Genomic DNA, 14,865 nt, shown 5'->3' on the forward strand with positions numbered 1-14,865 from the left:
CGGCGTGCGTGGTACGGGCCCCGGGCCTCGGCGGACAGGGGCCGTCCGCCGAGGAGCGCGGTGCATGATTCTCTCCGCATTCTCTCCGCGCCCAATGCCGGTTTGGGTAGATATCATGCATTTGTGATCATGTCTGCACGGCCGAGGCACCGTCGCCCCGCCTACAGCGGCCGATGGGATGCCGCCCGGCTGTCACCCATGGTCCTGACCGCCCTCATCGCCGCCCTGGCGTTCTCCACGCCCCGGGAGATCGCCTTCAGCCGTCTGCTGCCCGCCGCGCCGGCCCTCGCCGCGGCGATGTGGCCGGTGCTTCCCACGGTGCTGCTGGGGGCGTTCTGCCTGCTGCTGATGACGGTCCTCAGCCTCTTCTACACGGACCTGGGGACGCAGTACACGTCCGCCGCCATCGTCGCCGTCACCCTCGCGGCCGCGTACGGGAGTCACGTACGGCATCAGCGAGAGGAGATCCTCTTCCAGCTCCGGCTCGTCGCCGACGCGGCCCAGAAGGTCCTGCTGCGCCCGCTGCCGCGCCGCATCGGCGACCTCGAGATCGAGTCGCTGTACCTCGCCGCCCAGGAACAGGCGCGGATCGGCGGCGACTTCTACGAGGCGCTCGGCACACCGCACGGGGTCCGGCTGCTCATCGGCGACGTGCGGGGCAAGGGCCTGTCCGCGGTGGGGGTGGCCTCGGCGGTGATCAGCTGCTTCAGGGAGGCGGCCTACGACGAGCCCGACCTCCAGGGCATCGTCCACCGCCTGGAGACCACCGTGACGCGCCACAGCGCCGTGTTCCCCACCCAGGACCAGCCCGAGCACTTCGCCACCGCCCTGCTCGCCGAGATCCCATCCGACGGTGACAGCCTGCGCATCCTCAACTGCGGACATCCACCGCCACTGATCGCGCATCGCGGGAAGGTCCGGGTGCTGGATCCCACCGTCCCCTCCCCGCCCCTCAATCTCGCGTCGCTCATCGGCGGCCGCTACTGGGTCGACACCGTCACCTACGCCCGGGGCGACCGGCTGCTCCTCTACACGGACGGCGTATCGGAGGCCCGCGACCACACCGGCCGGTTCTTCCCGCTGCCGGACTGGATGCAGCGGCAGGGCGTGGAGCAGCCACGCGAACTGCTCGACCGGCTGCACCAGGATCTGCTGCGCCACAGCGGCGGCAGACGCGACGACGACATCGCGGCCCTGGTGCTGAGGCGCACGGACGTGAACCGACGGTGACAGTGGCCCAGCTGCGCGCGCACGAGACCGGGAGAGGCCATCGGTGCGATCACGCCGCCCCCTCCCGCTACGGGGCGACGGGCTTCCGGACGCGGTCGGTCTCGTCCTGGACGAGCAGGGAGAGGAGGGACGCCACGGAGAGGCCGGCCTCGGCCGGGTGGCGCAGCACCTTCTCCGGCTCGATGCGGTAGATGTTCGAGCGCCCGTCCCGGGTGTGGGACAGATAACCGTCCCGCTCCAGATCGGAGATGATCCGCGAGACGGCGCGCTCCGTCAGCCGGCAACGGGCGGCGATGTCGCGGATGCGGGTGTTCGGATTGTCGGCGATGGCGGCCAGTACGCGCGCGTGGCTGGTGATGAACGTCCATCCGCTGTGTGTCTCGGGCACTCCTACCATGCCGAGCATTTTAGGGGCCACCATTGCCGGAACGTAGATACGTGACATACTTTTCATGCAACTGATGACGTACTCCCGTCGGGGAGAGGCACAGAAGGAGCCCGAAGGTGCCCTGGGACGAGGTCGGTGGATCGGCGCTGACGCGTGAGGCCCGCGCTGAGCCGCTGCCGGAGCAGACCGCCCCGCACGCCCCCGAAGGGCCCGCGGTGCTGCAGTACGCATGGCTCGGGGCCTGGGTCGTCGTCGCCCGCGGCTCCTACGACATGGACTCGATCGCGCCATTGTCGGAGGCCCTGGGGAGCGCGGTCCGCACGCACCCGAAGGTGATCCTGGACGCCTCCGGCATCACCTTCGCGGACTCGACGCTGCTCAACCTGCTGATCCTCACCCACCAGGCGGGCACCCTGCGCGTGGTCGCGCCGTCACCTCAGCTCCGGCGGCTCTGCGAGATCACCGGCGTCGACGGCATCCTGGAGACACGGACTTCGGTGGACGACGCCGCCGCGTCCTGAACCGCCCCCGACGGAACCGGAAGAGACGGCTCCGTCGAGGGCGCAATGAGGTCGCGGCCCGCGGGAAACGGCTGGTGACGCGGTGCCCGCTGGTCGGCCGAGGATGGCGGCTCCTGCTTTGTTCAGGGCTTGAAACGTGGGTTAATCTGCGGCGTATTTCCACACCACATACACATCTGTGAGTGTGGAAACACATGCACGACAACCGGGCCGCACCTCGGCCCGGGGGGTTCCGAGTCCTCGGTGCGCGAGGGCTCTTGGGGAGCGGAACGAGGGTGCGATGACCAGCGACAGCACGGGAGCCGTCGACGCGGTGCCGGGCGACCAGGAGTTGCGGCGGCTGCTGGCCGGCCTGACCGCCGTACGCGACGGGGACTTCGGCACCCGGCTGCCGGACGACGCCGACGGCCTCATGGGCGACATCGCCACGGTCTTCAACGGCATGGTCGACCAGCTGTCCGTGTTCACCTCCGAAGTCACCCGGGTGGCCCGCGAGGTCGGCACCGAGGGCACGCTCGGCGGGCAGGCGGAGGTGCCGGGCGTCTCGGGCACCTGGGCCGACCTGACCGACTCGGTCAACGCCATGGCGGGCAACCTCACCACACAGGTCCGCGACATCGCCCAGGTCGCCACGGCGGTGGCCAAGGGCGACCTCTCGCAGAAGATCGACGTGCCCGCCCGCGGCGAGATCCTCCAGCTGAAGGAGACCGTCAACACGATGGTCGACCAGCTGTCCGCGTTCGCCGACGAGGTCACCAGGGTGGCCCGCGAGGTCGGCAGCGAGGGACGGCTCGGCGGCCAGGCACAGGTGCCGGGCGTGGCCGGGGTCTGGCGCGATCTCACGGACTCCGTGAACCACATGGCGGGCAACCTCACCAGCCAGGTCCGCTCCATCGCCCAGGTGACCACGGCGGTCGCGGAGGGCGATCTGTCGCAGAAGATCACCGTGGACGCGCGCGGGGAGATCCTGGAGCTGAAGAGCACCATCAACACGATGGTCGACCAGCTGTCCGCGTTCGCCGACGAGGTCACCCGGGTCGCCCGCGAGGTCGGCACCGAAGGACGCCTCGGCGGCCAGGCGGACGTCAAGGGCGTCAAGGGCACCTGGCGCGACCTCACCGACTCCGTGAACTTCATGGCCGGCAACCTCACCGGCCAGGTCCGCAACATCGCGCTGGTGGCCACCGCCGTCGCCAAGGGCGATCTGTCGCAGAAGATCACCGTGGACGCGCGGGGCGAGATCCTGGAGCTGAAGAGCACCATCAACACGATGGTCGACCAGCTCTCGGCGTTCGCCGACGAGGTCACGCGCGTGGCCCGCGAGGTCGGCACCGAGGGGCGCCTCGGAGGCCAGGCCCAGGTGCGCGGGGTGTCCGGCACCTGGAAGGACCTCACCGACAACGTCAACGTGATGGCGTCCAACCTCACCGGCCAGGTCCGCTCCATCGCCCAGGTCGCCACCGCCGTGGCGCGCGGCGACCTGTCGCAGCGGATCACCGTCGAGGCCGCCGGCGAGGTCGCCGCACTGGCCGAGGTCATCAACACGATGGTCGACACCCTCTCGGCGTTCGCCGACGAGGTCACGCGCGTGGCCCGCGAGGTCGGCACCGAGGGGCGCCTCGGCGGCCAGGCACACGTGCCGAACGTCGCCGGGACCTGGAAGGACCTCACCGACAACGTCAACTCGATGGCCAACAACCTCACCGGCCAGGTGCGCAACATCGCGCTGGTGACGACCGCGGTGGCCAGGGGCGATCTGTCGAAGAAGATCGACGTGGACGCCCGCGGCGAAATCCTCGAACTCAAGACGACGATCAACACGATGGTCGACCAGCTCTCGGCGTTCGCCGACGAGGTGACGCGTGTGGCCCGCGAGGTCGGCACCGAGGGGCGCCTCGGCGGCCAGGCCGAGGTCGAGGGCGTCTCCGGCACCTGGAAGCGCCTGACGGAGAACGTCAACGAACTGGCGGGCAACCTGACCCGGCAGGTGCGGGCCATCGCCGAGGTCACCAGCGCCGTCGCCGAGGGCGACCTGACCCGGTCGATCAACGTGGAGGCGTCCGGCGAGGTCGCCGAGCTCAAGGACAACATCAACTCGATGGTGGAGTCCCTGCGCGAGACCACCCGGGCCAACCAGGAGCAGGACTGGCTCAAGACGAACCTCGCCCGGATCTCGAGCCTGATGCAGGGCCACCGCGACCTGCCCGTGGTCGCCGAGCTGATCATGGACGAGCTGGTCCCGCTGGTGTCGGCCCAGTACGGGGCCTTCTACCTCGCCGAGGACGGCGACGACGGGCCCGAGCTGCGCCTCGTCGGCTCCTACGGCTACCCCGAGGAGAGCAGCCGCCCCTCCCGTATCGCCTTCGGCCGCACCCTGGTCGGCCAGGCCGCGCGCAGCCGGCGCACCATCATGGTGGACGAGCTGCCGGACGGCTACGTGACCATCTCCTCCGGCCTCGGCCAGGTGGTGCCGACCGCGCTGGTGCTGCTGCCCATCGTCGTCGAGGGCCAGGTCCTCGGCGTCATCGAGCTGGCCTCGGTCACGCCCTTCACCCAGATCCACCGGGACTTCCTCGCGCAGCTGATGGAGACCATCGGCGTCAACGTCAACACCATCGTGGCCAACGCCCGCACCGACGAGCTGCTGGTCGAGTCCCAGCGGCTCACCGTCGAACTCCAGGCCCGTTCCACCGAGTTGCAGGTGCAGCAGGAGGAACTGCAGCGCTCCAACGCGGAACTGGAGGAGAAGGCCTCGCTGCTGGTGGCCCAGAACCGGGACATCGAGGCGAAGAACCTCCAGATCGAGCAGGCCCGCCAGGAGCTGGAGACCCGCGCCCAGCAGCTGTCACTGGCCTCGAAGTACAAGTCGGAGTTCCTGGCCAACATGAGCCACGAACTGCGCACCCCGCTCAACAGCCTGCTCATCCTCGCCCAGTTGCTCGCGCAGAACCCCTCCCGCAACCTCACGCCCAAGCAGGTCGAGTACGCGCAGATCATCCACTCCGCCGGCTCCGATCTGCTCCAGCTGATCAACGACATCCTCGACCTGTCGAAGGTCGAGGCCGGAAAGATGGACGTCACACCCGAGCGGGTGACCCTGCGCCAGCTCATCGAGTACGTCGAGGCCACCTTCCGGCCCATGACGACGCAGAAGAGCCTGGACTTCACGGTGACCACCGCCCCCGGCGCGCCCGCTGACGTGCTCACGGACGACTCCCGGCTGCGCCAGGTGCTGCGCAACCTCCTGTCGAACGCCGTGAAGTTCACCGAGCAGGGCGGCGTGGAGCTGAGCATCGAACCCGCGGCGGACGACGAGGTGCCCGGAAACGTGGTCCGGGGCGCCGCCGTGGTGGCCTTCCGCGTCAAGGACACCGGCATCGGGATCCCCGAGCAGCACCTGGAGACGATCTTCGGCGCGTTCCAGCAGGCCGACGGCACGACCAGCCGCAAGTACGGCGGAACCGGCCTGGGCCTGTCCATCACCCGCGAGATCGCCCAGCTGCTCGGCGGCGCCGTGTCGGTGCACAGCACACCGGGCCAGGGCAGCACGTTCACGCTCTACCTGCCCGTGGCCCGCCCCGACTTCGAGGAACTGCTCGGCCACGGCAGGCCCGTCGAACGGGCCTCGGCCGAACCCGCGCCGGAGGGACTGGCCGGTTCGGTGCCGGTGCCCCAGATCGGGCCCGGCCCCCGGCCCCGGCGCCTGCTCGTCGTGGAGGAGCGCTCACGCGGTCTGCTGACCCTCGTAGCGGAAAGCGTCGTCGCGGACCTGACGCACGGCCGCGCCGACGGTGCCCAGCGGCCCGCGGTCGACATCATCACCGCCGTCGGCGCGCAGGAGGCGGCCGGCGCCCTGGCCTCCGAGCCGTGCCACTGCGTCGTCCTGGAACTGGGCATGCGCGACGGCGAGGCGTCCCGCTTCCTCCAGGCCCTGGAAGGCGACTCGGCGCTGACGAGCGTGCCGGTGCTGGTGCACAGCAGCCACCCCGGGGACGTGGCCCTGGACGAGACGCTGCGCTCCCGGTCGGCGGGCGGCGCACTGGAGTTGCTGTCCAGCCTCGACGAACTGCGCGAGCGCATCGCCCTGCACCTGTCCGCCGAGGAACCCGGAGACGTGCTCTCCCTCGTGCGGACCGAAGGGCCGCAGCACCTGACGCCGCCCTCCCTCGACGACGCGGCACCGGGCCGTACGGTCCTCGTCGTCGACGACGACGCGCGCAACCTCTTCGCGCTGAGCGGCATCCTGGAGATGCACGGCTTCCGTGTCCTGCACGCGGAGAACGGCCGCCGGGGCATCGAGACCCTGGTGAACAACCCGGACGTCGCCATCGTGCTGATGGACGTGATGATGCCCGAGATGGACGGCTACACCGCGACGGCCGAGATCCGCCGGATGCCGCAGTACGCCGACCTGCCCATCATCGCCGTCACGGCGAAGGCGATGCCGGGCGACCGGGACAAGAGCCTCGCCTCGGGCGCCAGCGACTACGTCACCAAGCCCGTCGACACGCGCGACCTCATGGCCTGCGTCCGCCGTTGGCTGCCCGCATGAGCGCTCCGGCGCCCGGCCCCCGCACCGGTGGGCCGGGCACCCCGCAGCGCCCGTCGTTCCGCGCCCCAGGGCACCCCAGCCGAGGAGCCTTTCCATCGTGAGCATGTCCGAGCAGCCACGCGAACCGGGCAAAGCGAAGCCCTCCGACGAGGATCAGCGCGCCCCAGGGGAGCCGTCGCAGTCCCCGGACGACCCGCCCGCCGACCTCGAGAACCTCTCCACCGCGTCCCCGGTGGGACGGCTCGCCGCCACCGTGGAACGGCTCAGCCGGGAGGTGCGGGCCGCCCAGGCGGAAGCCGAGGGGCGTGCACTGATCGAACTCGCCAAGGGCGTCCTGGTCGAGCGGCTGAAGTGCGGACCCGCCCAGGCCGCCCGGCAGCTCGCGCAACTGGCCGAGCAGGCCCAGGTCACCCCCCTGGAACTCGCCGTCGACGTCATCAACCAGGCCGCCCGGGACCGGATGTCCGAGGTCACGGACGCCTTCCTCGCCGCCACCCGGGCCGCCGACGAGACCGAGACCGAGTCGGCCGCCGTACGGCTGCGCGCGGCGGAGAGCGGCGTCCTGGCCGCGGACGACGCCCAGGCCGTCGCCGACGCCCTGCTGGAGCAGGCGCTGCGGCCTCTCGGCGCGGTGGCCGTGGCCATATGGGCGGCGGGCGCCGACGGTTCGCTCACCCTGGCGGGCAGCGCCGGCTTCTCACCGGCCGAGGCCGCGCGCTGGCGTTACGTCCCGCCGGACGTGGTGACGGTGGCACGGCGGGGCCTCATCGAGCGCGAGGGGCAGTGGATCACCACCCTCGGCGCGACCGGCCTGCCCACCATCGGGCTGCACCACCATCCGGACGGCGGCCGGGCCGCCCTGCCCGCCGGGACCGGCGGCCGTATCCACGGCGTGCTGGAGATCGCCTGGCCGGAGCCGCTCGCCCCGCAGCCCCCGCAGATCGTCCGTCAGGCGGAGGCGCTGGCCGAACTGTGCGCCCACACGCTGGAGATGCACACCCCGCTCCTGGGAACGGTCCAGGAGCCCCGGGTCCTGCCGGACGCCGCCGAGCTGATGGACCTGGCCGACGGACTGTACGACCCCGCCCTCGTCCTGGTGCCGCACCTCGACGGCGACGGGCACCTGGTCGACTTCCGCATCCAGCACGTGAACAGCCGCTTCCTGGACCCGGCGGGCAGGCCGCGGGCGGTCGTGAACGGCGCCCTGCTCCTGGAGGCCTACCCCATGGCCGCGGGGGACAGCGAGTTGTTCCAGCGCGTCGAGCGGGTCTACGCCACCGGGGAGCCCTTCCGGGCCCGCCGGATGAACCTCACCGCCCTCGTCGACCAGGTGCCCCTCTCGGCCGTGGCGGACATCAGCATCAGCCGCCACGGCATGTCCGTCCTGCTTATCTGGCGTATCGAGGACGAGACGGCGCGCCTGGCCAGCCTGCTCCAGCACGCCCAACGGCTCGGCCGCATCGGCGGGTTCGAGGAGAACGTGCTCACCGGCGAGATCACTTGGAACGGGCAGCTCTTCGACCTCTACGGACGCCCGCAGACGAGCACCCCGGTACCCCTGGAGGAGCTGCCGGCCCACGCCCACCCGGACGACGGCGTCTCCATGCGCCGCTTCCTGCGCACGCTGCTGCACCACCAGCGGCCGGCCGCCGCCGCGTTCCGGCTCCAGCGGCCGGACGGGGTGACCCGGCACATCCGGATCGTCGCCGAACCGGTGCTGGACACCGACGACCGGCTGCTGCTGGTCCGCGGCGCCTGCCAGGACATCTCGGCCCAGCACTGGACCGAGGTGGCGCTCGCCGCCACCCGCGACCAGCTGGCGCACACCGAGCAGCAGGCCACCGAACGCAACCGGCTGACCCTGCAGTTGCAGCACGCCATCATGCCCCCCACCCAGGCGCCGTTGCAGGTCTCCGGGCTCCAGGTCGCCGTCCGCTACCGGCCCGCGGAGACCGAGCAGCTGGTGGGCGGCGACTGGTACGACGCCGTCGTCCTGCCGTCCCGCAAGGTGCTGTTGTGCGTCGGGGACGTGGCCGGGCACGGCATCGAGGCCGCCACCAGCATGGTCGTCCTGCGCAACGCGCTGCGGGGCCTCGCCGTGACGGGCGCCGGGCCGGGCCAGCTGCTGTCCTGGCTCAACATCGTGGCGCACCATCTGACCGGCGCCGTCACCGCGACCGCGGTGTGCGGGCTGTACGACCCGGCCACCGGGACGCTGCGCTGGGCCCGGGCGGGGCACCTGCCGCCCGTCCTGGTCCGGGACACCGAAGCGGCCCCGCTGCCTCTGGTCAAGGGCCTGCTGCTGGGCGCCGTCCCCGAGGCCGTGTACGAGGAGACGGAGCTGCAACTGACTGCCGGGGACACCCTGTTGATGTACACGGACGGCCTGGTCGAGCGCCGTGACCGGCCCGTGGAGGAGTCCCTCACCCACCTGCTGACCACCGCCCGTTCGGCACCGAGCACGCTCGACCAGCAGCTGGACCGCCTGCTGACCTACAGCAAGTCGGACACCGACGACGACACGTGCCTCGTGGGCATCAGGGTCGGGTGACGGTGACCGTCACAGCATGACGTGCTTGACCTGCGTGTAGTCGAGCAGGCCGGTGAGGGAGAGGTCGCTGCCGTAGCCGGAGTGGCCGACGCCGCCGTGCGGCATCTCCGACACCGTCGTGCCATGGGTGTTCACCCACACGATCCCGGCCCGCAGAGCCCGGCTCGCGCGCATGGCCCGGTCGTGATCCCGCGTCCACACGCTCGCGGCCAGCCCCTGGGGAACCCCGTTGGCCAGGCGCAGCGCATCGGCCTCGTCGGTGAACGGCTGGACGGTGACGACCGGCCCGAACACCTCTCTCCGCACGATCTCGTCCTCCTGCCGCACCCCGGCGACCACCGTGGCCTGGTGGAAGTAGCCCGGTCGGGGCAGGGACGCCCCTCCGGCCACGATCTCGGCGTGGTCCGGCAGCCGCTCCAGCAGCCCGCTCACGGTGGCGAGCTGACCGGCGTTGGCCAGCGGTCCGAAGTCGGTGTCCTCCTCGTCCGGGGCGCCGGGCCGCTGCCCTGCGGCCCGCTGCGCGAACCGGGTCAGGAAGTCGTCGTGGATCCGCCGGTCCACGAGCAGCCTCGTCGGGGCCGTGCAGTCCTGCCCCGCGTTGTAGAAGGCCAGTGACGCCAACTGCTCGACGGCGTCGTCCAGATCGGCGTCCGCGTGGATCAGCACCGGGGCGTTGCCGCCGAGTTCCAGGTGGAGCCGCTTGAGGTCGGCGGCCGCCGCGGTGGCGATCTGCCGCCCCGCGCGGACACTGCCGGTGACGGCCACCAGCCGGACCAGCGGATGGGCGACCAGACACCGCCCGGTGTCCCGGTCCCCGCACACCACGTTCAGCACCCCGGGCGGCAGGTGCCCGGCGGCCAGCCGGGCCAGCAGCGTGGCCGACGACGGTGTGGTGTCGGACGGTTTCAGGACGACCGTGTTGCCCGCGGCGAGCGCGGGCGCGATCTTCCACACGGCCATCATCAGCGGGTAGTTCCACGGGGTGATCTGCGCGCACACGCCGACCGGTTCGCGCCGCAGGACGGAGGTGCGGCCGGGCGTGTACTCGGCGGCCGCGGCGCCCGGCAGGTTCCGGGCGGCTCCGGCGAAGTACCGCAACACGTCCACGGTCGCCGGGAGTTCGTCCGCCTGGAACAGGGCGCGTGGCTTGCCGGTGTCGGCCACCTCGGCGGTCGTGACCGCGTCGGCCTCCTTCTCCAGGGCGTCGGCGATGTGCAGCAGTGCGGTCTGCCGCTGGGCCGGGGTCGTCAGCGACCAGCCGGGACCGGCCTCTTCGGCGGCCCGGCAGGCCAGGTCCACGTCCTCGGGGCCGGAGAGCGGGGCCGTGCCGTGGGTGAGGCCGGTGGCCGGGTCGACCAGGCGCAGGGTGGCGCCGGACGCGGCCGGCAGGTCCTTGCCGTCGATGTGGTTGAGGCGTTCGTCGTCAGCCACGGCGCAGTGCCTCCTCGGCGGCGGCGCGGCCGGTGCGGACGGCGCCCTCCATGTATCCGGCGACCCACTGGTCGGAGCCGCAGACGTAGAACGGCGGTTCATGGGTGCCGTGCGACGGACCGACGGCCATGACCTCGCCGGGCGGCCACTGCGTGACGTAGCCCTGGGTCCACGGGTCGGTGCCCCACAGCCGCAGATGGCAGGAGCTGGGCCGCAGGGCCTCGTCGCCGAACAGGCCGGCCATCTCGGCGAGCAGTTCGGGGGTGCGCAACTGGGGCGGGGTGCCCAGCAGGACGCCGTAGCGCTCGGGCGGGATCAGGGCGGACAGGACGCCCTCGTTCTGCGGCCAGGTGCTGCCCAGCACGCCTTCGGCTTCGGACAGACCGTTCAGATCGGCGTCCCGCCAGAAGGGACGGTCGTAGACGGCGGCGAACTTCGCTGCCGTCGCGTGGCGTTGGCGGTGCAGGGAGGCGAGCCGGGCCTCGCTGACACCGCTGACCGCGACGGACCGCAGCGGACCCACGGGCAGGGCGCTCACCACGGCCGCAGCGGTGAGGGTCTCGCCGGTGACCAGGCGCACGGCGCAACCGGCGGGGCGGATGTCCAGCGCGGCGACGGGGGAGCCCAGCCGGACGCGCGGGCCCAGCTCCTCGCCCATGACCTCGGCGAGCGTCGCCGAGCCGTCCGCCAGGCGCAGTCCCTCCCAGTCCTCGTAGTCGTAGTCGCCGCTGCCCGAGCCGGGGACCGCCGCGCTCTTGCGGAGCGCGGCCAGCAGGGAGATCCGCTCGTAGGACCCGCCGGCCAGGGCGAGTTGGCCGATCTCCCACAGACGCAGCACGGCGGGCGTCGCCTGCTGGGAACGCAGCCAGTCGCCCACGGACAGCCGGTCCAGCGCGTCCGCCTCGGGATGCGACCAGGGGTCGTCCGGGTCGACGGTGGCGGCCAGCGCCGCGTACCGCGCGCCGAGCCGTTCGTGCAGGGCCGCGTCACCGGGCCCGAACCAGTGCGGCGGTTCACCGGCCGAGCGGCCCTCCGGGGTGGCCCGGGTCATTCGGCCGGGTTCGGCGACGTAGCTGGGCACCAGCTCCAGGCCCAGTTCCTCGGCGAGTGCCCGATAGGAGGTGTGCCCCTGGCCGACGACCTCACCGCCGAGCTGTACGGTGCGGCCGTCGGGGGTTCGGGTCTGCTCGACCCGGCCGCCGACGCGGTCCCGGGCCTCCAGGACGAGTACGTCGGTGCCGGCGGCGGCCAGGTCGCGGGCGGCGCTCAGCCCGGCGAGACCGGCGCCGAGCACGATCACGTCGTGATGCATCAGCTTCGCTTTCGTCGTGCGGGGAGGGGTTCTCAGGCCAGGACCAGGCAGTGCTCCGGCCGCCATCCGAACTCCACCGTCTCGCCGCCGGACCAGCGGTCCTCCATACGGGCCCGGGCCGTGTTCTGCTCCAGCACGGAGAGGGTGACGCCCGGGGCGAGGTCGATCAGGTAGGTCGTGGTCGGGCCGCTGTAGACGGTCTCGCGGATCACGCCGCTCATCATCTGCATGCCCGGTTCGAAGTCCGAGAGCCAGATCTTCTCGGGGCGCACGGACACGCTGACGGCCGTCCCGTCGGCGATCTCGGACCGGGGGCCGACCGGCAGCGCGGGCCCCTTCTCCAAGGTCACCGCACCTGCCCGGTAGGTGCCCGTCATCAGGTTGGACGTCCCCATGAAGGACGCCACGAAGCGGCTCGCGGGGTGCTCGTAGATGTCCTCGGGGGTGCCGCACTGCTCGATGTGGCCCTCGTTCATCACGGCGATCCGGTCCGACATGGTCAGTGCCTCGTCCTGGTCGTGGGTGACGAAGACGAAGGTGATGCCGACCTCGCGCTGGATCTGCTTCAGCTCGACCTGCATCTGCCGGCGCAGTTTCAGGTCGAGCGCGGCGAGCGGCTCGTCGAGCAGCAGCACGGCAGGACGGTTGACCAGCGCACGGGCGAGGGCGACGCGCTGGCGCTGGCCACCGGAGAGCGTGGCCGGCTTGCGGTCGGCGAGCCCGGCCAGCTGGATCAGATCCAGCATCTCGCCGACCCGCTGCCGGATCTCGGCCCTGGCGACGCCCTTGCGCTTGAGGCCGAAGCCCACGTTGTCGGCGATGCTCAGATGGTCGAAGAGCGCGTAGCTCTGGAAGACGGTGTTGACGTTGCGCTTGTTCGGCGGCAGGGCGGTCACGTCGTCGCCGCCGAGCAGCACCGACCCGTCGGTCGGGTCGCTGAACCCGCCGATCATGCGGAGCGTGGTGGTCTTGCCGCAGCCGGACGGGCCCAGCAGGGAGAAGAAGTGGCCGGCCTCGATGTCGAGGTCGAGACGGTGGACGGCGTAGGAGTCGCCGTACTGCTTGGAGACGCCGTCGAGCCGGACGGCGGGGGTCGCGTCCATGGATCACTTCCCGGAGAGGAGGTCGAGGCCGCCGCGGCGGCCGAAGAGGCGCGGGATGAACAGGGCCAGGGCGATCAGGGCGATGGATCCGGCGAGCATCAGCGTGCCGACCGCGTTGATGGTGGGCTGCACGCCGAAGCGGATCGCCGAGTAGATCCGCACCGACAGCGGCTGGGGGTCGACGCCGGTGGTGAAGTAGGCGAGGACGAAGTCGTCGAAGACGAGCGCGAAGATCAGTACGGCGCTCGCCAGCACGGCGGGCAGCAGCGCCGGCAGGGTCACCAGCCGGACCGCCTGCCAGCGGGTGGCGCCGAGGTCCATCGCGGCCTCCTCCACCTCCGGGTTCAGCGCGGCGACCCGGGAGCGCAGGATGACCGTGACGTAGGAGATGGAGAAGGTGATCTCGGCGAGCATCACCGTGCCGGTGGACAGGGGCACGCCCAGCCCCTTGAACAGCAGCATCGAGGCCACACCGGTGACGATCTCCGGCGTGATCAGCGGCACCAGCATGATCAGACCGGCCAGCGAGCCGAGCCGGGTGCGGCAGCGGACGAGGCCCAGGGCGAGTGCCACCCCGAGGACCACCGAGCCGGCCATCGCCACCAGCGAGATGCGCAGGCTGGTGCCGAGCGAGGACAGCAGGACGTCGTCGTGAGCGAAGGCGCGGTACCAGCGCAGGCTGAACCCGTCGAACACCGTCAGCGACTTCTGAGAGTTGAAGGAGAACAGTCCCACCACGGCGATGGGCAGGTAGAGCAGCGCGAAGAAGAGCGCGGTGACCGCGATGAGGACGCGGGGCCTGCGCCCGGCCCGGCCGCGGCGCGGGCGGGCCCTGGCCGCGGTGCGGTCCGGGACGGCGGGGGAGGGGGCACGCAGCAGAGTCATCCGCGGGCCTCCGCCTCGTCCTTGCGGGTGCGCCGCAGATAGCCGAGCATCCCGATCAGCAGGACCAGCATCAGCAGCATGGTGAGCGCGGAGCCCAGCGGCCAGTTCTGGCCCTGGAAGAACTTGTCCTGGATGAGATTGCCGATCATGATCTGGTCCGGGCCTCCCATGAGCTGTGCGCTGACGAAGTCGCCCATGGCGGGCAGGAAGACCAGGACGAGCCCGGCCGCCGCGCCCTGCCGGGTGGCGGGCAGGGTGACGAAGAAGAAGGTGCGGACCGGCCCGCCGTAGAGGTCGCGCCCGGCCTCGATGAGCGACACGTCGAGGCGTTCCAGGGCCGCGTACAGCGGGATGATCATGAAGACGACGAACCCGTAGACGAGTCCCGCGACCACACCGAGGCCGCTGTTGAGGATCTTCGTGCCGCTGTCGGCCAGACCGGCCGCGCGCAGGGTGCGCAGTACGGGCCCGTCGTCGGACAGGACCACCGACCAGCCGTACATGCGGACCAGGTAGTTGGCGAAGAACGGCACCACGATCGCCGCGATCAGCGCGTGCTTGTAGCGCCCGCCGTGCAGGGCGATGGTGTACGCCACCGGGTAGGCGATCAGCAGGCAGATCAGGCAGGTCAGCAGGGCGTAGCCGAGGGAGCGGGCCATGACCTCGGTGTAGGCGGGATCCGCGAGGGCGCGGACGCCGGCCAGGTCGAAGCCGAAGCGCGGATTGCCGAGCTCGTCGGTGGTGCCGACCGCGAGGACGGCGACCAGGGCCAGTGAGGCGATCAGGAAGCCGGTCATCCAGAGCGTGCCGGGCAGCATGAGCCAGACCCACATCCGGTTGCCGGAGGTGTCCCGGCGGCGTGCGCGGGAGGAGGGGCGGGGCAGTGCCATGG

At 71.5% G+C, this 14,865-nt stretch carries 10 protein-coding genes; 4 read left to right on the top strand and 6 right to left on the bottom strand.

Annotation, left to right across the window (positions count from 1 at the left end; translation table 11 throughout):
- The first annotated feature begins 198 nt into the window (after window positions 1-198).
- Complete coding sequence (locus tag ACFZDE_RS02340; RefSeq protein ID WP_391196630.1) at window positions 199-1,230, top strand: SpoIIE family protein phosphatase; 1,032 nt, start codon at window positions 199-201, stop codon at window positions 1,228-1,230.
- Window positions 1,231-1,297: 67 nt separating this feature from the next.
- Here the strand turns inward: ACFZDE_RS02340 and ACFZDE_RS02345 are convergent, their stop codons facing one another.
- Complete coding sequence (locus tag ACFZDE_RS02345; RefSeq protein ID WP_391196633.1) at window positions 1,298-1,627, bottom strand: MarR family transcriptional regulator; 330 nt, start codon at window positions 1,625-1,627, stop codon at window positions 1,298-1,300.
- 107 nt (window positions 1,628-1,734) lie between these two features.
- Between ACFZDE_RS02345 and ACFZDE_RS02350 the strand changes: the two genes are divergently transcribed.
- The 3 genes from ACFZDE_RS02350 to ACFZDE_RS02360 all read left to right on the top strand — a co-directional run bounded on the left by ACFZDE_RS02350 (window position 1,735) and on the right by ACFZDE_RS02360 (window position 9,242).
- Window positions 1,735-2,139 (top strand): STAS domain-containing protein, encoded by a 405-nt coding sequence (locus ACFZDE_RS02350; RefSeq protein ID WP_390990995.1) that lies wholly within the window; start codon window positions 1,735-1,737, stop codon window positions 2,137-2,139.
- A gap of 280 nt (window positions 2,140-2,419) precedes the next feature.
- Complete coding sequence (locus ACFZDE_RS02355; protein WP_390990992.1) at window positions 2,420-6,691, top strand: HAMP domain-containing protein; 4,272 nt, start codon at window positions 2,420-2,422, stop codon at window positions 6,689-6,691.
- A gap of 97 nt (window positions 6,692-6,788) precedes the next feature.
- Window positions 6,789-9,242, top strand: a complete 2,454-nt coding sequence (locus tag ACFZDE_RS02360; protein ID WP_391196635.1) for a SpoIIE family protein phosphatase — start codon at window positions 6,789-6,791, stop codon at window positions 9,240-9,242.
- A gap of 9 nt (window positions 9,243-9,251) precedes the next feature.
- On the opposite strand, the gene ACFZDE_RS02365 is transcribed toward ACFZDE_RS02360, so the two are convergent.
- The 5 genes from ACFZDE_RS02365 to ACFZDE_RS02385 are packed head-to-tail and all read right to left on the bottom strand — an operon-like array spanning window position 9,252 to window position 14,863.
- Window positions 9,252-10,673, bottom strand: a complete 1,422-nt coding sequence (locus ACFZDE_RS02365; protein ID WP_391196638.1) for an aminobutyraldehyde dehydrogenase — start codon at window positions 10,671-10,673, stop codon at window positions 9,252-9,254.
- Window positions 10,666-11,985: an FAD-dependent oxidoreductase gene (locus ACFZDE_RS02370; RefSeq protein WP_391196640.1), complete on the bottom strand. Its 1,320-nt coding sequence runs from the start codon at window positions 11,983-11,985 to the stop codon at window positions 10,666-10,668. The genes ACFZDE_RS02365 and ACFZDE_RS02370 overlap by 8 nt, the downstream gene beginning before the upstream one ends.
- A gap of 32 nt (window positions 11,986-12,017) precedes the next feature.
- The gene (locus ACFZDE_RS02375; RefSeq protein WP_391196642.1) at window positions 12,018-13,088 is read right to left on the bottom strand and encodes a polyamine ABC transporter ATP-binding protein; all 1,071 of its coding nucleotides are present in this window, start codon (window positions 13,086-13,088) and stop codon (window positions 12,018-12,020) included.
- A gap of 3 nt (window positions 13,089-13,091) precedes the next feature.
- Entirely contained in the window at window positions 13,092-13,973 is an 882-nt protein-coding gene (locus tag ACFZDE_RS02380; protein ID WP_391196645.1) for an ABC transporter permease subunit, read from the bottom strand.
- Window positions 13,970-14,863 (bottom strand): ABC transporter permease subunit, encoded by an 894-nt coding sequence (locus ACFZDE_RS02385; RefSeq protein ID WP_391196646.1) that lies wholly within the window; start codon window positions 14,861-14,863, stop codon window positions 13,970-13,972. Before ACFZDE_RS02385 ends, ACFZDE_RS02380 begins: the two co-directional genes overlap by 4 nt.
- Window positions 14,864-14,865: the final 2 nt, after the last annotated feature.

This window comes from Streptomyces sp. NPDC007929 (assembly GCF_042959065.1).
Taxonomy (GTDB): domain Bacteria; phylum Actinomycetota; class Actinomycetes; order Streptomycetales; family Streptomycetaceae; genus Streptomyces.